The 18,739-nt window shown below is 50.3% G+C and carries 17 protein-coding genes; 6 read left to right on the plus strand and 11 right to left on the minus strand.

What is annotated here, in order from left to right:
• The first annotated feature begins 12 nt into the window (after nt 1-12).
• Nucleotides 13-1,335 carry an FAD-binding oxidoreductase gene (locus FJ444_RS08005; RefSeq protein ID WP_140957665.1) on the plus strand — a complete coding sequence of 441 codons (1,323 nt, stop codon included), beginning with the start codon at nt 13-15 and terminating at the stop codon, nt 1,333-1,335.
• Between the two features lie 310 nt (nt 1,336-1,645).
• Entirely contained in the window at nt 1,646-2,779 is a 1,134-nt protein-coding gene (locus FJ444_RS08010; protein ID WP_181405099.1) for an exo-alpha-sialidase, read from the plus strand.
• 60 nt (nt 2,780-2,839) lie between these two features.
• Here FJ444_RS08010 and FJ444_RS08015 read toward each other — a convergent pair whose 3' ends face one another.
• From FJ444_RS08015 to FJ444_RS08035, 5 genes are all read right to left on the minus strand, one after another.
• Complete coding sequence (locus FJ444_RS08015; protein ID WP_140957669.1) at nt 2,840-3,565, minus strand: DUF4198 domain-containing protein; 726 nt, start codon at nt 3,563-3,565, stop codon at nt 2,840-2,842.
• A gap of 17 nt (nt 3,566-3,582) precedes the next feature.
• Entirely contained in the window at nt 3,583-4,140 is a 558-nt protein-coding gene (locus FJ444_RS08020; RefSeq protein WP_140957671.1) for a hypothetical protein, read from the minus strand.
• A complete protein-coding gene (locus tag FJ444_RS08025) occupies nt 4,137-4,826 on the minus strand; it encodes a HupE/UreJ family protein (protein ID WP_140957672.1) in 690 nt (229 codons plus the stop codon). The genes FJ444_RS08020 and FJ444_RS08025 overlap by 4 nt, the downstream gene beginning before the upstream one ends.
• 9 nt (nt 4,827-4,835) lie before the next feature.
• Complete coding sequence (locus FJ444_RS08030) at nt 4,836-5,216, minus strand: hypothetical protein (RefSeq protein WP_140957674.1); 381 nt, start codon at nt 5,214-5,216, stop codon at nt 4,836-4,838.
• A 474-nt stretch (nt 5,217-5,690) separates the two neighbouring features.
• A complete protein-coding gene (locus tag FJ444_RS08035; RefSeq protein WP_140957675.1) occupies nt 5,691-5,966 on the minus strand; it encodes a metal/formaldehyde-sensitive transcriptional repressor in 276 nt (91 codons plus the stop codon).
• 78 nt (nt 5,967-6,044) lie between these two features.
• Between FJ444_RS08035 and dmeF the strand changes: the two genes are divergently transcribed.
• On the plus strand, nt 6,045-7,079 hold the full coding sequence (dmeF, locus tag FJ444_RS08040; protein WP_140957677.1) for a CDF family Co(II)/Ni(II) efflux transporter DmeF: 1,035 nt from the start codon (nt 6,045-6,047) through the stop codon (nt 7,077-7,079).
• A gap of 12 nt (nt 7,080-7,091) precedes the next feature.
• On the opposite strand, the gene FJ444_RS08045 is transcribed toward dmeF, so the two are convergent.
• Genes FJ444_RS08045 through FJ444_RS08070 form a run of 6 tightly spaced genes read right to left on the minus strand, consistent with a single transcriptional unit; the run spans nt 7,092 to nt 14,252 of the window.
• On the minus strand, nt 7,092-8,867 hold the full coding sequence (locus FJ444_RS08045) for an ABC transporter ATP-binding protein (RefSeq protein ID WP_140957679.1): 1,776 nt from the start codon (nt 8,865-8,867) through the stop codon (nt 7,092-7,094).
• Nucleotides 8,867-9,694 (minus strand): ABC transporter permease, encoded by an 828-nt coding sequence (locus FJ444_RS08050; RefSeq protein ID WP_140957681.1) that lies wholly within the window; start codon nt 9,692-9,694, stop codon nt 8,867-8,869. The genes FJ444_RS08045 and FJ444_RS08050 overlap by 1 nt, the downstream gene beginning before the upstream one ends.
• A gap of 2 nt (nt 9,695-9,696) precedes the next feature.
• Complete coding sequence (locus FJ444_RS08055) at nt 9,697-10,653, minus strand: ABC transporter permease (protein ID WP_140957683.1); 957 nt, start codon at nt 10,651-10,653, stop codon at nt 9,697-9,699.
• 19 nt (nt 10,654-10,672) lie between these two features.
• On the minus strand, nt 10,673-12,259 hold the full coding sequence (locus FJ444_RS08060; RefSeq protein ID WP_181405100.1) for an ABC transporter substrate-binding protein: 1,587 nt from the start codon (nt 12,257-12,259) through the stop codon (nt 10,673-10,675).
• 38 nt (nt 12,260-12,297) lie between these two features.
• Complete coding sequence (locus tag FJ444_RS08065) at nt 12,298-13,575, minus strand: FAD-binding oxidoreductase (protein WP_140957685.1); 1,278 nt, start codon at nt 13,573-13,575, stop codon at nt 12,298-12,300.
• An 8-nt stretch (nt 13,576-13,583) separates the two neighbouring features.
• Nucleotides 13,584-14,252, minus strand: a complete 669-nt coding sequence (locus FJ444_RS08070) for a haloacid dehalogenase type II (RefSeq protein WP_140957687.1) — start codon at nt 14,250-14,252, stop codon at nt 13,584-13,586.
• A 459-nt stretch (nt 14,253-14,711) separates the two neighbouring features.
• On the opposite strand from FJ444_RS08070, the gene FJ444_RS08075 reads away from it, so the two are divergent.
• Genes FJ444_RS08075 through FJ444_RS08085 form a run of 3 tightly spaced genes read left to right on the plus strand, consistent with a single transcriptional unit; the run spans nt 14,712 to nt 18,668 of the window.
• Nucleotides 14,712-16,094: an aminotransferase class III-fold pyridoxal phosphate-dependent enzyme gene (locus FJ444_RS08075; protein WP_140957689.1), complete on the plus strand. Its 1,383-nt coding sequence runs from the start codon at nt 14,712-14,714 to the stop codon at nt 16,092-16,094.
• Nucleotides 16,095-16,098: 4 nt separating this feature from the next.
• Nucleotides 16,099-17,181: a tartrate dehydrogenase gene (locus FJ444_RS08080; protein WP_140957691.1), complete on the plus strand. Its 1,083-nt coding sequence runs from the start codon at nt 16,099-16,101 to the stop codon at nt 17,179-17,181.
• A 14-nt stretch (nt 17,182-17,195) separates the two neighbouring features.
• Nucleotides 17,196-18,668 carry an NAD-dependent succinate-semialdehyde dehydrogenase gene (locus FJ444_RS08085; RefSeq protein ID WP_140957693.1) on the plus strand — a complete coding sequence of 491 codons (1,473 nt, stop codon included), beginning with the start codon at nt 17,196-17,198 and terminating at the stop codon, nt 18,666-18,668.
• The last annotated feature ends 71 nt before the right edge of the window (nt 18,669-18,739 follow it).

Below are 18,739 nucleotides of genomic sequence, written 5' to 3' on the forward strand. Positions count from 1 at the left end.
TGAAGGTACAGCATGACCCCGACGTTAAAGAAAATTGCCAGCAATGAAACATTGCCTTCTCAGGCCGATGTCGTTGTTATTGGTGGCGGTATTATTGGTGCCTGTGCCAGCTATTTTCTGGCGAAGCAAGGTTACTCGGTTGCTTTGATCGAGAAAGGATTGGTGGGTGCTGAACAATCGAGCCGAAACTGGGGCTGGTGTCGTCAGCAAAACCGTGACGCACGGGAGCTCCCCACCTCGGGCCTCTCCATGCGTCTGTGGGACGAGATGACTGAAGATCTGGGTCAGGACCTGGGTTTCCGCCGCTGTGGCCTTCGCTATGCCACGGATGATCCCCAACAATTGGCTGAATGGGACAGCTGGCGAGAAGTCGCAAAACAATTCAACGTTAACACCCGTATGTTAAGCGCCAAAGAAGCCAACGAGATGATTCCGGCCAACGGGCGCACCTGGTTAGGCGGCGTACATTCAATGGATGACGGCAAGGGTGAACCCGCCATCGCCGCGCCTATGATTGCCGAAGGTGCACGCCGTTACGGTGCCACCATTCATCAGCAATGTGCGGCGCGCGGCATGGACATTACTAACGGCAAAGTAGAAGCTGTGATCACCGAAAAGGGCACTATTCGTACCCAGCGCGTATTGTGTGCAGCAGGCGCCTGGGCATCAACATTCTGCAGCCATCACGGTATTCGCTTTCCTCAGGCTAGCGTTAGGCAAACCGCGTTTCGCTCCAAACCTATTGAGAATATCGGTGAGGCCATTTACACCTCCGGAGTGGCCCTCACTCGCCGTTTAGATGGCAGCTACACCGTAGCACTCAGTGGCACGGCATTGCTGGAATTTACGCCACAGGGCATCCGCTTTGCCAAAGAATTCATGCCGATGTTTATGAAACGCATTAAGGCAGTGCAGGTTAACCTGGGAAGCTCGTTCTTCAAGGGCCCGGAAGCCATTAACCGCTGGAAGAATACCGGCCCTTCCCCCATGGAAGCCATGCGGATACTCAACCCGGATCCTCACGGTAAGAATATTAAGCAAACACTTCACGCCGTTCGTAGCCTGTTCCCGGCACTTAAGGATATTGAAATTGCCGAAAGCTGGGGCAGTTATGTGGATTGCACACCTGATGCCGTGCCGGTCATGTCTGCTGTTGATAGTTTGGAAGGATTCTATTTGGCAGCAGGCTGCTCAGGCCATGGGTTTGGTTTAGGACCTGGTTTAGCCAAGGTTGCGGCGGATTTAGTGGTTAACAACACACCACTTATCGATGCCACGCCATTCAACCTGTCGCGCCTGAACGACGGCTCTAAAATCGAAGTCGGCGCAATCTAAGCCCGCCGCAAGTACAGTGTTCTCCCAAAGCGGTCTGTGTTCTGAAAAGACACCAACCGCTTTTTTTACACCCCAACTTCTGGACACCCACACTTTTTGGGACACCCATGTTTTTTCACAGTTAGGAAGCCAACGAAGACGGTGGGTGTCCACAAATTCAAAGCCATAGCGAATGGCAGGCGTTTTGTGTTATACCAGCGCAATTAAGCTAGAAATCACGGCGTTGGGCATGGACGGTTTTATCTCAAGACATCTTTCATTTGAATGTAAAAGGTGGGTGTCCAGAAATTGCTTCAGAACTGTCGGGCGCATGCTCGCGGTGGTGGCTTTACTGCCTTTTTCTATTTCCGCTGTTGCGGCGGATGTGCAACTCATACCCGAAGGCGCGCTGTCAGCCGAGGCATTAGCCAGCTTACCGCGTGCACCACAAGTGACTCACCATACGGTATTTAAAGGTAAGCCCGGAGCGCATTACAATCATGGCGCGGTGATGATTACTCACAAAGGGCGCTATTTCATGCAATGGCAGAGCGCTACTCAGGATGAAGATGCACCCGACACCCAAGTTTTGTATGCCATAAGTGAAGACGGCGAACACTGGTATAAGCCGCGCGTCATGGCCGGTTCCGGCAATGGCACTCTGATCACTAATGGCGGGTGGTGGTCGGATGGCGACACACTGGTAGCCTACTTCAATGTCTGGCCGAACAAGCAGCTCCAAACGTCTGGCTATGTTCTTTACAGCACCTCCACCGACGGCCTGGTATGGCAACCGGCCAAACGTCTTAAAATGGCCGATGGCACTGACGTTAGCGGCATCATTGAACAAGACCTCCACACTATACCCAGCGGCCGAATACTGACCACACTACATCGCTACCCTGGTTTAATCGCAACCCCAATGTACACCGACAATCCCTCGGGCACAGGCGGATGGCAGCTTGGCGAACTTCCACACCTGCCATTTGAAGGCAAAACCAGCCGGGAAATTGAGCCAGCCTGGTTCAGCACCAACAACCAGCTGACCATGGTGTTTCGCGATCAGGCATCCAGTTTTCGTGTGCTAAGGTCTACCAGCAATGATGACGGAGAACACTGGAGCCTGCCTCAGATCACCAATATGCCCGACGCCAGAGCTAAATTAAGTGCGGGCAATCTGCCCAATGGCTGGACCTTTATCGTAAATTGCCCGAGCGATAGTAAAACCCGAATGCCACTGGTACTTAGCCTGAGTGAAAACGGCAAAACCTTTAACCGTTTTTTTATGTTGCGAAACGCAGCTTCCAATATCCCCATGCGCTATGAAGGCAAATACAAGCGGGTAGGATTTAGCTATCCCAAAAGCTGGGTTACCGAGGACGCACTTTACATTGCGTATGCTGAAAACAAAGAAGATATTGTTGTGACTAAAGTGCCGTTAAACGCGCTGTTTAAAACAAAATGAAACTTCGCAGAAAAAGCCGGCTAACCCAATAAGCTAACCGGCTATACACTACTTACTTAATCATTCAGGCGCGTGAGGCAATACAAACGATAGTGTTGCCAGGTATTCGTACTTATCGATGACCTTAGGGCGATCTGTAGGTGCTTCATACACCGCTACCACTACATTCAACCCCTGATTACGGATCGGAAACGTCACCTTGCCGTCTTTATCAGACACAACTGGCTCAGCATCCGGGTCGTTCACAAAGTCATTCTTAACCAACGCACCCGCTACAGGCTTGCCTTTGTGTAATACCTGATAAGTCTGCATTTCACCACTCAGCAAAGGGAACGAATCACCTACCGGCACAATTTGAAGTACCTGTGTCGGTAGAGCTGGCACTTTACGCAGCGGGCCACGAAGGTGTACAGCGTACTTGATAGTTTCTTCACTTAAAATCGCATTAGGTACTTCGTCGCGGCCTTTACCGATCCAGTGGCCTTCGCCAGTATTACTCCAAATACCGTTATTCAGCACTGCCGATACAGCAACCGGGTAATCATCACTGGTTACTAACAACAAAGGTCCGGTAGGTGTTAATTCAACGTCTACACTGTCCCAATCTTCATCAAAACCTGAAACAGACCCAATTTTAGGTAAACGCAATACCGCATCTAAATCATCGGCACCCACCCCATAAATAAGGGCCAGCTGCTTTGAGCGTTCAGCAAACCAAATGCCATGCGCACTAGCCTGTGCTGATATCAGCGCAGCGAGCGCCATCACAGTAATCTTCTTCAACATTGTTGTTTCCTTATTCGCTATTTTAGTGTTTTAACTGATTGATAAAATCCCGCTACGGTAATCGTTACGGTGATAGGAGAATCGGTATTGTTTTGCCAGTACCAGCCATGAGTACCGTGGAAAGGCGCTTTGAAAATACCTTTGTCTGATGAAATCGCATTGGACTTTTTATAGCTGGTGAACTCGTCGGTATCCCCCACAACTTCACCATGCATATCCATATAAAGTTCGCCGCCATCGGTTTCCCAGGTAAAGCTAAAGCCGTTACCTTCTTCTGTTAAGGCTTTTACTTCCACGCCTTCATAATCAGGAATTTCAAGGGTCAGCGTATGGGTTTGCCACTCGCCCTCACCTTGCGCAAACGTGAAGTCATTTTGTGGTTCCAGGGTCATTTCTTCGAATTGCACGTTATTACTCATACCGGTTAATCCAAGGATCGCACCTACGCCGGAAGGATCTTTGTTGTATTCAGCAGGCAGTATTACCGTTACCGACAGAACTACCGCAATCACAGAAGCAATGGCGAGCCCTTTTATAATTTGCTTGTCTGTCATCTCGACGTGTTGCGTGGTCATACGGTTCCCCACATATATCCGGAAAGTTGAAAGATTGTCAGCATCAGGCCGGCCGATACCAGCGCCAGATTTGAAACAAAGGCGTAACGCATAAAGGCGCTACTTTTACGCAGTAAAATGACCAGCATTAACATGCCGAACAACGCAATCATTTGCCCCATTTCCACACCGATGTTGAAAGAGATAATGTTGCCCACCAGACCGTCGTCAGACAGCGTAAAGTCTTGTAATTTGGTTGCCAGGCCAAACCCATGAAACAACCCGAATACCAGTACCGCTGCCTTGTTGTTAATGTTGAATCCACAAAATCTGGGGAAAAATCCAATGTTATCGAGCCCCTTATACACCACCGACAAACCAATAATGGCGTCGATGATATAGGCGTTGATGTGAATACCAGACAACACACCAAGCAACAAGGTGATACTATGGCCAACCGCAAACAGCGTTACGTAAATACCGACGTCTTTTAGCCGGTACAAAAAGAAAATGACGCCGAATAAGAACAGCAGATGGTCATATCCGGTTACCATATGCTTAGCGCCCAGATAGATATAGGGAATGATCTGTAGTCCCTTACTGTTTTCCAGAAACGCGCGGTCGCCATCGGCCACACCGTGGGCGAGTGCCAACGGTGTAATCACCATTAGCAACAGACCAACCAGAATGAAATGAAGCGTTCGCATCACATTTGCCTACAGCGAGTACTTGCCGACGATTTTTGACACACCGTCCTGCAAGGTAAGCATGGCCAATACGGTATCGCCAACGTTGAGTTTAGCCGGGCCGGTAAACAAATTACTGTTAGACGCCGCTACCTCAACCAACTCTTTTCGGTTTTCGCCTTTAATTTTCAACTGTAGCTTCAGTTCACTGGCATTCAGCGGTTCGCCATCATAGAACACCCATACTTTTACAGAGTCCGCTTCTTGCTTCAGCTCGAACGAATACTCCCCAACAATTTTCACAATACCGCCAAACTGAGGTTCGGTATTGCCATGTGCCAATACAGGTAAACTGGCTACCGAGCCACCAAACAAGGTGGTAAGTAATAACATCACGGGTAATTTGCGCATCTCTGACTCCTTAGTGTTTATTGCTTTTGCTGTTTTCGGGTAATGTTATTGAAATGAGTACTGTTTCAGGCACGCACCCAAATAGGGTGGTTTAAGCTGCTTACAAAGACTCAAAGGTCTGTACGAATTTCGTACCTTGCTTAGTAGTCTTTCACACTCCAAGCCCAAGCAAATTTCATTTTTAACAATATCCAAAGCACATTCTGCCGTTAGCGTGAGTACGCCAATGCTTCCTGCTAATACATTCGTATCGAAGCCAAAGCGACTTGCTGAGTACTATTTGGTAGGCGTAAAGGTTTGAAGGGTATGACGGAATAAATTAACGGCACTTACGCAATGGAGAGAGGAAGACGGAGAAAGGTGAAGACAGCAGGAAGATAGACATACATTGCTTATTTCACACTTAATAATGACAACAGAATTGAGCGTTAGACCTGTTTATTTAACCAACAGTTGCCAGTTAATCGCGATTCTCTATCGCAAATATGACTTGAGTAACTTGCTCAGCGCGTCAATTTCTTCGTTGCGCTGCATATCAGTCAGGTCAGGATTGCCCAGGTGGGCACGAATATGATCATCTAAAATGGTGGTCATCAGGCCGTTCACTGCGCCTTTTATAGCAGTCACCTGCTGTAGAATAGCCAGGCACTCGGTGTCTTCGGTTAGCGATTTTTCCACCGCATTGAGCTGACCGCGGATTTTCTTCACCCGGGTAAGCAACGCTTGCTGGTTATTTTTAATATGCGCCATGGTTTTCGATCATCAAAATGGTATACTGGGGTATAGTATAACAGTCGATACAAATCAACGAAAGAGTAATACAGCGCCATGACTTCTCATCACCACACACACCATCATGAACACGACGACTGTAACAGCACGTCGACTGGCGACTGGCGCCATGCCCACAACTACTATGTAGACACCCAGTCCGCCGAGAAAAAGATAAATCTGGTATTCTTGCTCACCACGGTCACCATGGTAGTGGAAATTGTTGCTGGCACCTGGTTTGGCTCTATGGCGTTGCTAGCCGACGGCTGGCATATGTTTACCCATTCCGCTGCGTTTGCCGTGTCGATGTTTGTGTACTGGTATTCCCGAAAGCATCGCAACAGTAGTGCATTTGCGTTTGGTACCGGTAAAGTGAATGCGCTGGGTGGTTTTGCCAGTGCCGTTGCCTTGGGCACCGTTGCGCTGATGATGCTGATTGAATCTACAGAACGATTATTCTTACCTGAATCGATTAGTTTTAACGAAGCAATTGTGGTGGCTATTGTTGGCTTTATTGTGAACGTTGCCTCCGTGTTCCTGCTGCATGACGATCATCATCACCACGGGCACTCGCACAATCATGCTCATGGTCACAATAATGGCCACAGTCATGGACACTCACACAATCATAGTCATTCTCATGCTCATGACCACGACCATGATCACGATCACAATTTAAAAGCCGCCTACTTTCACGTATTAGCCGATACCCTTACTTCCTTGCTGGCCATAGCAGCACTGATACTGGGTAAATATTACGGCTGGTTATGGGCGGATGCACTGATGGGGATCGTTGGCGCGGTGGTTATAGCCAAATGGGCCTGGCACCTGATTTCAGACAGCAGTGCCATGTTGCTCGATAAATCGCTTCACGCTGAAAAACTGGAAGTGATTGCCGAACATATCGAGAAAACCGGTGAGGCCAAAGTCACCGACTTTCATTGCTGGCAGCTATCGGGCAAACATGTAGCAGGTGTATTAACAATAGCCACTACCAGCGACAGTAAAGCAGAGCATTACCGTGCAGTCGTGTCTGGACATCTGGATATTGACCACCTGACCATTGAAGTTAATCGCGTTGATTCACTGTAACCGAAAAACCGGTTACAGGATTATTTCTCTGTGACACAAAATACGCTTGCCCTCTGGTAACTTGTGTTCAGGGGGCGGCGAACTGTCGCACTTGCCCTGAATACTCACAGCACAACGATTGCGGAACCGGCATAGGACATCATTTGGCGCAATGCGCACAGTAAGCTGCTCATGAGCGGCGGATTTCGTATCCAGCCACAATGGGTCCAGCGTGGGCACACTGCTTACCAGCAGTTCAGTATACGGATGATAAGGCCCGGCCCGGAACGCTTTGCCACTGGCGTGTTCTACTTTTTTGCCTTTGTACAACACCACCACTTCATCACACAGGCTTTTCACCGTGGAAATGTCATGGCTTATAAACACAATGGCAATATTGAGCTTTTGTTGGAGCTCTTTGAGCAAGTCCAGAATCGCGGCAGCCACCACGGTATCCAGCGCCGATGTCACCTCGTCACACAAGATTACTGTCGGCGCAGCAGCCAATGCACGGGCCAGGTTAATCCGTTGTTTTTGCCCACCCGACAGCGCACCACATTTTCGATGAGCCAAATCAGCGGGTAGTTTCACCAACTCAAGTAGCTCTGCCACGCGTTCCGCACGTGCCCGGCCAGTCAGACCATGAAAAAAGGTTAGCGGCCTGCCCAGAATATCACCCACTTTATGGGCTGGGTTCAGTGCGGTATCTGCGTTCTGAAACACCATTTGAATATGCTGGCACTCAACCTTGCTGCGCTCATCAATGGCAGGCTTGAGCTCTTTGCCATTTAGCAGCATGTAGCCTTTTGCGGCAGGCAGCAGACCCGCAATGACACGGGCGAACGTCGACTTACCAGACCCCGACTCCCCAATGATCCCAACGGTTTGCCCTTGCCTGACTTTTAGCGAAATATCTGACAGCACAGGAATTTCTACTGAACCATCGCGCAAGATTTTACCGTAGCCCGCTTCAATGTTGGCCACTTCCAGCACCGTGTCGTGCTTAGGGTTATCCTGAAACGCTTCACTGTCCTGAACCGCATTCAATAATTGGCAGGTGTAAGGATGTTCGGCGTGATTCAGAATTTGGCTGGTAACATTGTTTTCCATCACCTTGCCATGCTGCAGCACCAGAATCCGGTCTGCCATCTGCGCAACCACCGCCAGATCATGAGATACGTACACAGCGGTGGTGTTATAGGCTTTTACCGCCGCTTTAAATGCTTTGAGTACTTCCACCTGCGTAGTCACATCCAATGCTGTAGTGGGTTCATCAAAAATCACCAGCTCTGGTTCACAAATCAGTGCCATAGCCGCCATTAAGCGTTGCAGTTGGCCACCGGATACTTCATGAGGATAACGGGCACCAATGGTTTCCGGCTCCGGCAATGCCAGTTGCTTAAATAAATCAACCGCTTTTACTTTCGCCTGCTCCCGGCTTAGTACACTGTGCATCAGCGCACTTTCAATGACCTGCTCCATAATACGGCGCGACGGGTTAAACGCTGCTGCCGCACTTTGCGCAACATACGCAACCTTGCGACCTCGCAGATCTGCCAGTTGCTTATCATTGAGTGAAAGCATGTCCACATTGCCCACCTTCACTGAGCCACCACTCAAGCGACAGCCAGGCCGTGCATAACCTAATAGCGACAATGCAATTGTAGTTTTCCCCGAACCAGACTCGCCAATGAGCGCCAGTACTTCGCCGCGCTTAAGAGTAAAACTCACATCGTGAACAATGGTTTTGGGCGACTCAAGTGGGCCAACGTCTACGCGCAGCTGATTCACTTCTACGTGGTTCGTCATTATTCACTCCCCGCTGAATAAGTCGCGCTGCCGCGCAGGCTGTCGATTAACAAGTTCACAGCAATGGTGATAGTGGCGATAGCAATCGCAGGTACAATCACCGCGGGCGCGCCTTCCGCCAGACCCGAGATATTTTCCCGCACCAACGAGCCCAAATCAGCCTGAGGCGGCTGCACCCCCAAGCCAAGAAAGCTCAGGCTACTTAACAGCAACACCACAAACACAAAGCGCAAGCCAAAGTCGGCCAACATAGGGTGCACAATATTCGGCAGGATTTCTTTCACCGCCAGATATACGCGGCTCTCACCGCGTGTGCGCGCCACAGTCACAAAGTCCATGTTAGCCACATTCACCGCCAGCGAACGCGCCAAGCGGAACGAACCGGGCATGTAGCTGATTGCCGTAATCGTAAGCAGAATCGGCACAGACGAGCCAAACGCAGCAATCATAACCAAGGCAAAAATCTTGCTGGGAATAGAAATCAACGCGTCCATAAAACGGCTGATGGTTTCATCGGTGCGCCGATGGCTCACTGCCGCAAACAAGGCAATAAAAGTACCTGTTGCACAAGCAAGTCCGGCTGCCGCCAGGGGAATAAAAATGGTATAGCGTGCACCGTCTAACAGGCGGCTTAATACGTCACGCCCCAGGTAGTCTGTACCCAACCAGTATTTACCGCTGAATGATTCAAACACATCATAGGCCACCAGCTCACTGGCAGAATAAGGCGTAATAAATGGGCCCACGATGGCAATTACAACCCAGAAGACCACCAGCAACAGACCAAGCTTTCCCGACACCGGTAACGCAGAGAGTTGAGACCGCATAATTAACCTCCCTTACGCAGTTTGGGGTTGGCCACAATGGCAGAAATATCGGCAATCAGTACCAAAATGAGATAGCCCACACAAAACAGCATGGCGCAAGCCTGAAGTAGCGGCATATCGCGGTTGGTTACCGCATCCACCATTAAACTTGCCACGCCAGGATAGTTAAAGATCACTTCCACAATCACCACCCCGCCGAGCAGGTAGGACAAACTCAGGGCAATGGCATTCACAATGGGCCCAACAGCATTGGGCAGAGCATGCCGCAATACCGCACGCGACAATGTCGCGCCTTTCAATAGCGCCATTTCAACATAGGGCTGCGAGAGTTGTTCTACCACCGCAGCACGGGTAAGACGGGCCATTTGCGCACTTAACACAATGCAAAGTGTGACAACCGGCATGGCAAAGGCCCTGAAATAATCATATGCCGTGGCATCGCGTGGAATGTACGACAGCGACGGCAACCAGTTGAGTTCTACCGCGAAAATTAGCACCAGAATGGTGGCCAGCAGAAACTCAGGGACAGCAACCATCGACAACGTAAATATATTCACCGCTTTATCGATGCGGCTACCACTGTACATGGCCGATACAATGCCCAGCGCCATCGCAAAGGGCACTGCGAGCACGGCAGTAAACCCTGCGAGCAGTAATGATTTGCTCAGACGCTCACCAATGAGCGCATCAACCGGACGGTCGTTCGCTAACGAGACGCCCGCATCGCCGGAGAGCAGGCCGCCCAACCATTTGGCATAGCGTACCGGTGGCGGGTCATTTAAGCCGTAGGCCTCACGCAATTCAGCAACCGCTTCAGGCGTAGCACTTTGACCCAACATTTCCTGAGCCGCATCGCCTGGCAGCAGGTTGGCAATAAAAAACACCACTGCAGACACAATCAGTAACGTGATCAGTGACACCCCAATGCGCTGGGCAATAAGCCGGAGGATGACTTTCATGTTAGTACTCCTTTGAAAATCAGGCGTCCAGCCAAACGTGCTCAGCAAAGCTATAGCCCATGAATCCGCCAGTTGGAATGGGGTAAAAGCCTTTGATACGTTTGTCGTAACCGTCAATGATGTTTAAAAAGACCGGTATGCTCACGCCGCATTGCTCAGCAATGAGGGTTTGCATATCGCCATACATTTGCTTGCGCACCTGTTCGTTACCTTCGCCGCGCGCGGCCAATAGTAATTGGTCGAATTGTGGGTTTTGCCAGCCGGATTCATTCCAGGGCGCGTCCGATTTGTAGAACAAGCTAAAAAGCTCGTCCAGACTGGCCCTCGGGTTAATATTGCCGAATCCAAGGGGATGTTTCATCCAGTGATTCGACCAATAGCCATCGGCCGGTACCCGGTTAATCCCGAGCTTGAGGTCAGTTTCAATGCCGGCCAATTGCAGCAATGCAGCCATGTCGGTTGAGCCTTCCGCAGCCGGAGACGCAAACACCGGCACGCGAGCGCCGGTCATACCCGCTTTTTTAAGATGATAGCGGGCGCGATCTAAGTCATAGGGGCGTTGGGGTAAATCCGCATTGTAGTAACGATGACCAGGCGGCACAGGATGGTCGTTGGCAATAGTGGCATAACCGCGGAATAACGCGCGTTTAATTAATGGCCGGTCCATCATGTACTTGATCGCCAGCACAAAATCAGGGTTATTTGTGGGGTAAACGTCCTGACGCATGATGAGGTTAGTGTACAAGCCCGACTCGGTTTGCATTACATCGCAATTACCTGAACTGCGCACCCGCATGGTAGAACGCGGGTTTAATGCCAATGCCATCTGAATATCTCCAGACAGCAAGGCATTTACCCTGGATGATTCATCGGCAATACCCACCAATTCAATTTCATCCAGAAAGGGACGACCGGGTTTAAAGAAGTCAGGGTTTTTACGTGCGATAGTACGCACCCCCGGACTAAATTCCGCCAGCGTATACGGGCCCGTGCCGTTGGCTGTGCGAGTAAAGTCTTTAGTGCCCTCTGCCACTACACAAAAATTTGCTGAGGCCAAAATAATGGGCAAATCTGCATTGGGTGAAGCAAGCGTCAATGTGAGGCTATTTGGCCCAGATACCTTGGCATAGGTAAACTGAGCTGCAATGGAGGCGACCCGCGACGTCGTCGCCGGGTCTTTATGGCGCATCAGGGAATACACCACATCCTGAGGCGTTAACGACTTTCCGTTGTGAAATGTCACGCCTTTGCGAAGCGTAATCTGCCAGACTTGCTGGTCGTCAGATTCCAGCGCCTCGGCTAATGATAAATCGGCGCCAAGTTCGCGGTTAAACTGGGTTAGCCCGCTGTATAGCATATAAATACGCATGTAATCGGTGCTCAGCGAAGCTTTCGCCGGATCCAGCGTGTCTTTGGTAGATACCGAGGTACTGGCCACCCGAATGCTACCACCGTGTTTTGGTGTTGGCGCTTGAGTATCTTCGAATGTTTGCGCCACTACATGCCCCGGTAATAGCAGACCACTGGCCGCGGAGACTAAGCCTGCGGCGCCCATCGCTTTGAGCATGGCGCGGCGACTATCAGAAAATCGATATTCAGGCTTCATTTGTTCACTATCCTTTTCGCAGACACGGTTAGCACGGCTTAGTGCAACAGGTCCTGCACTTTGTAATACATCCCAACAAAGGGTAAAAACCAGGGTTTACCGAAGTGTCCCGGTACGGCTGGCCATTGCGTTGTTACCCAAGGGCAGGCGGTGTCTTTGCCTTCTATCATGTCGGCCATCACTTCACCCATGTGTACCGCCATTTGCACGCCATGACCGCTGTACCCCATGGCGTAGAACATACCCTTGTGCTCACCAACCTTGGGCAAGCGATCGGCACTCATGTCTACTGTACCGCCCCAGCAATAATCGATACGGGTACTGGCAAGCTGCGGAAACATGTCATCCAGCGCCTTGCGAAGTACCTCACCACTTTTGAGATCTGAGCGAGGGTTAGACACAGCAAAACGCGCACGACCACCAAACAACAAGCGATTGTCGGCGGTTAAACGGAAGTAGTTACCAATGTTTTTACTGGTAACGTAAGAGCGCTTACCCGGGAACAAATCGGCTATCAGTTGCTCAGGAAGCGGCTCCGTAGTGACCGCAAAACTGCCAACCGGCACAATGCGACGACGGAACCAGCCAAATGGACCGGGACCACTGCCACCCGTGGCTATCAATACTGATTTAGCTTCAACGGCGTGCTTGGGGGTTGTCACCTGCCAGTTACCGTTCGAGCGTTTTTCTGTGCCTACTACCGGGTTATGCTGCAGTATGGTTACGCCATTTTCGACACAGGCTGAAGCCAGTCCATGCACCAGCTTACCTACGTGCAATTGCGCACCGTTTGGCGTGAGCAGACCACCATAAAATTGATCAGAAGCAATTTCTTGCTTGAGCGCTGCGGCATCCAACAGCCTGGCATCGGGGTCTACCACCTTAACCAGCGCCTCATGAGTGCGTTTCAGTTTTTCAAAATGCTCAGGCTTGGCCGCCAGCTTAATTTTTCCGGCGCGGCGAAAATCGCAATCGATGTCATGCTGCTTTACCAGCTGCTCAACTGAGTCCACCGCCTGGTTATAAAACTGATAGAAAGACTGCGCTTTGGCTTCGCCATACGTTGCGATTAAACCAGCATAATCCTGCGCCGTACCGTTATTGCACTGACCACCATTGCGGCCAGACGCTTCCCCGCCCACCACGCCAGCTTCACATATCACTACGCTGGCGCCGCGTTTAGCCAATGCTAACGCAGACGACAGGCCGGTAAAGCCACCACCAATAACGACCACATCCACACTCCCTGTTGGTGCAGCATGTTCAGATGTATCTACAGTTGGAGCGGTATCTAACCAGTACGACGCACTTTTCATAAGGTTCCTTACAGTCCTACCACGCCCGGCAAGCCAGAGATATCCTGGATTTCGGTGTAGCCGTAAAACGGATTGGCTGGTTCGTGCCCCCGGTTAACCCACACTTTGTTTTTAATACCAATATCGTGCGCTGACATCAGATCATAGCGGAAGCTTGATGACACGTGCAGGATGTCTTCCGGGTTACAACCCAGGTTGTCGAGCATGTATTCAAATGCCTGTAAGCGAGGCTTGTATGCTTGCGCCTGCTCTGCGGTATAAACAGCGTGGAAAGGCGCTTCCAGATTGGCCACGTTATGATGAATCTGTTCATTCATGGCATTCGACAGGATCACCAGCGGAATCTCTTTAGCTACTTTTTTCAACGGCTCAACTACATCCGGGTGCGGGCCCCACGTAGGAACAGCATTATAAATAGCTACACTGTCCTCATCGCGGTATTCAATTTTCCACAATTTACACAAACGGGTTACTGCATTGCGTACTACTTCCGCGTACGGCTTCCAGGCACCCAGCACTTCATCTAAGCGATAGGCAGAGAAGTCTTTTACAAACTGCGGCATTTGCTCTGGTGTAATGCGGTCGGCAAACAGCTTCTGTGCCATTGGTGCCATTTCAAAAAAGATCAGGGTGCCGTAGCAGTCAAAGGAAATATACTTAGGCTTAAATACACTCATTAGGGGTTCCAACTATCAGTTCTCATTCAATTCTATTACACCACGCGACGCTTTTTATTTAATGCCAAAATATTTCATTTCGGCGCCACATGGCAGGTGTTTTTCAATCGTCAATCAGCAGACTATGCTGTGCTGACAACACTATTTATTGTTCTTCTGGCCGGCACTACTTGCTTGCTACCGCCGGTTCAGGGTCAACAACTTCAACGGCTTGTGTAATGTTGACTGACTGTGCATTATCTTCCCCCATCCGACACAGCATATTTTGCTGAGAAGTGCTGAAAAACAATATTTCACTGCCTTTCTTGTTCTGCTATCAAACAATTCACGCCGGAAAACCTCGCTACCATATCGGATAGAAATCGTACATGCGCCACCAGCGTATGTGTCTCACCCTGACAGGTATGCATCGCGCGCCTTCATTTGCTTCGCGACATACAGAATAAATGGAAAACAATCATGCAAACGCCTGCTTTGACAGAATTGGACAGTCGCTATCTTGTTCATCCGGTATCAAACTTTCGTCAACATCAGGAAAAGGGAGTAAAGCTTCTTCAGTCTGGTGACGGCCCCTGGCTTACCGCGGCCGACGGCAATACCTATCTGGATGCCTTTGCAGGACTGTGGTGTGTAAACGTGGGATATGGTCAACAACGCGTTGTAGATGCCGCCGCTAAGCAAATGACTCAACTTCCTTACGCCACAGGTTATTTTGGCTTTGGCAGCGAGCCTGCGGCAATTTTGGCAGAGAAACTGGTATCGCTGACACCATCGTCATTGCAGCACGTGTACTTCTCGTTAGGTGGATCGGACGCCGTTGACGCGGCTATTCGTTACATCACCCATTATTACAACGCGATAGGCAAGCCAACCAAAAAACACATTATTGCGTTACAACGCGGCTATCACGGTTCGTCATCAACCGGCGCTGGCATTACCGGCTTACCGGCTTTTCATGCGAACTTTGATTTGCCGTTAGCGCACCAGCACCACATCAGCTGCCCTTACTTGTATCGCAGCAACTATGAATCAGCTCAGGCGCTTATTGATGCTTCGGTAGCAGAGTTGGAAACAAAGGTTGCAGAAATTGGTGCCGACAACGTGGCGGCATTTTTCTGTGAGCCTGTGATTGGCTCAGGCGGCGTGATTGTACCCCCTAAAGGCTGGCTGAAAGCCATTGCCGATACCTGTAAGCGATTGGGCATACTATTTTTGGCCGACGAGGTGATTACCGGATTTGGACGCACAGGCACTATGTTCGCCTGTGAGCACGAAGGGGTGGAGCCCGACCTGATGACCATTGCCAAAGGATTAACATCCGGCTACGCCCCGATGGGCGCGGTATTAATGTCGGATGAGATTTTCAGCGGTATTGCCGACGGCCCGAATAAAGCTGCCGTGGTTGGACACGGTCAAACGTACTCTGCACATCCCGTTAGCGCAGCGGTTGCACTGGAAGTCATTAAGATATACGAAGAAGGCATGCTCGCTCATGCGCAGTCCGTTGCCCCTTACTTCGAAGCAAAATTACAAGCCTGTTTGTCTCACCCATTGGTGGGTGATGTGCGAAGCTTAGGCTTGCTGGGCGCCATTGAACTGGTTGCTGACAAAGCCACTAAACGCCCGTTCCCGGCAGCATTAAAACTGCATGAAACTATTGCCGATATTGCCTGGCAACACAAACTGATATTCCGCGCCTTTGGCGACAACATCCTGGGCTTCGCCCCGGCATTGTGTTTCACCGAAAGTGATTTTGATACCTTATTTGAACGTTTGCAGCTTACACTAAACGATGTTCTGGCACTGGACGTTGTTAAGAACGAGATGCAACAGGAGTCATAACAGTATGAGTCAAACCTATAACGTAGCGGTAATCGCCGGCGACGGCATTGGCAAAGAAGTGATGCCCGAAGGCCTTAAAATAGTAAAGGCTGCCGCAGAAAAATATGGGCTCAACATTGTGTTTCACACCTTTGAATGGGGTGGATGCGATTACTATGCAGAGCATGGAAAAATGATGCCCGACGACTGGAAAACCCAGGTGGGTAACATGGATGCCATCTACTTTGGCGCGGTTGGCTGGCCTGCGTCTGTGCCCGACCATATTTCACTGTGGGGGTCTATTTTAACTTTCCGCCGCGAATTTGATCAGTATATCAATATGCGCCCGGTACGCACTTTTGAGGGTGTTAAATGCGCGCTTTCTACACCTCGGGCCGACGATATTGATTTCATCGTAGTGCGGGAGAATACCGAAGGCGAATACTCAGCCATTGGCGGTATCATGTATGAAGGCACAGATCGCGAAGTGGTAATGCAACAGTCGGTATTTACCCGTTATGGCACCGACCGCGTGTTACGCTATGCTTTCGAAACCGCCAAACGTCGGGATGCCAAATCCCTTACTGTTGCTACCAAGAGTAACGGTATGGCAATCAGTATGCCCTGGTGGGACTCCCGCGCAGAAGCCGTATCCAAAGACTATCCGGAGATCTGCTGGGACAAACAGCACATTGATATTCTGTCGGCACGATTTGTTATGCAGCCTGAGCGTTTCGACGTAGTAGTAGCATCGAATTTGTTCGGTGATATTTTGTCTGATCTGGGACCAGCCTGCACAGGTACGATTGGTTTGGCGCCGTCTGCTAACCTCAACCCGGAACGTAAATTCCCGTCATTATTTGAACCAGTGCACGGTTCAGCACCCGATATCTACGGTAAAAATATTGCTAACCCGATCGGTATGATTTGGTCGGGGGCACTAATGTTGAGTTTCCTGACCCACGACACAGGCGCAGGTAAAGACGCACACGATGCCATTGTTACCGCTATCGAAAACACCTTGAAAGGCAACGTTGTAACCCCAGATCTAGGGGGAGACGCGTCAACGCAGGCAATGGGTGATGCCATACTGGCAAACTTACAATAACATCGGGAGAAACCATGGATCTCACGTCACGGCTGGCTGAGTCGTCACTGTTTAACACGTTAAACTACATCAACGGACGCTGGCAAAAAGCCATTTCAGGGCAAACTTACCCGGTAGTGAATCCTGCTACCGGTGAAATTATTGCCCAGGTGGCCAATAGTGATGCCATCGACGCTGTTCACGCCGCGCGAAGTGCGCAAAAAGCCTTTTCCACCTGGCAATTCACCACGAACAAAGCCCGTGCTGAATTACTGGAACGCTGGCACGCACTGATTCTTCAGCACCGTGATGATCTTGCGACCATCATGTCCAGCGAACAAGGGAAGCCATTGGCTGAAGCCAAAGGCGAAGTAGATTACGGCGCATCTTATGTAAAGTGGTTTGCCCAGCAAGCCATGCAGCTTCGCGGTGACATTCTGCCCAGTTCAAAGCCCTACCAGCAACAAACGGTAGAAAAGCGTCCGGTTGGCGTAGTCGCTGTTATCACGCCCTGGAACTTCCCGTTTGCCATGCTCGCCAGAAAGATTGCGCCTGCTATTGCGGCTGGCTGCACGGTGGTGGTAAAGCCCGCTGAAGACACGCCAATGACTGCACTGGCGATGGCGAAGCTGGCTGAGTTAGCGGGTTTTCCTGAGGGTACCATTAACGTGCTTGCCGCTTCACGAGAGCAAACCGCCATTGCTGTTGATGCCTGGCTTAAAGATCCTTGTGTCAAGAAATTGAGCTTTACCGGCTCTACCCAGGTTGGACGCTATTTAGCGGAACGCTCTGCTAGCACACTGAAAAAGTTGTCGCTGGAGTTGGGGGGTAATGCGCCCTTTATTGTGTTTGATGACTGCGACATCGACGCCGCCATAAAAGGCTTAATAGCGGCCAAAATGCGTAATGGCGGGCAAACCTGTGTGTGTCCGAACCGCATTTACGTTCAGGAAGGTATTTACGATGAGTTTGCCAGCCGACTGGTTGATCAGGTGTCTGCATTAAAGCTCGGTGATCCCTTCAATGAAGACACTAAAATTGGCCCGATGATCAATCAAAAAGCCATCGACAAGATCAGTGCTCATGTAAAGGATGCCGAAGAACAAGGCGGCGTTTTACTGTGTGGCAGTGCAAGTCCCAAACAGGATTTGTTCTTCGAACCTGTGGTCATTGCTGATGCCAACAACGCCATGGCGTTGTTCAGCGAAGAGACGTTTGGCCCTGTACTGCCGTTATTTAAATTCAGTACTGAAGACGAAGTAATAGCAGAAGCGAACAATACAGACTATGGATTGGCAGCTTATTTCTATACCCAGAATCACAACCGTATTCACCGGCTGCGCCGAGCATTGCAGGCAGGCGTAATTGGGGTAAATGAAGGCGCCGTTGCCAGCGAAGTGGCACCATTTGGTGGGGTAAAAGCGTCAGGCTACGGCCGCGAGGGCTCCCATTACGGGCTGGACGACTTCCTGCAAATCATCTATATCTGCGAAGGTAATTTACCCTGATCATCAATGAAAAACCGGTTGTTTAGCAACCGTGTTTAGCAACCGGTTTTATCAAATAATTCAGGTATTGC

The organism is Aestuariibacter sp. GS-14 (assembly GCF_006494365.1).
Taxonomy (GTDB): domain Bacteria; phylum Pseudomonadota; class Gammaproteobacteria; order Enterobacterales; family Alteromonadaceae; genus Alteromonas; species Alteromonas mangrovi.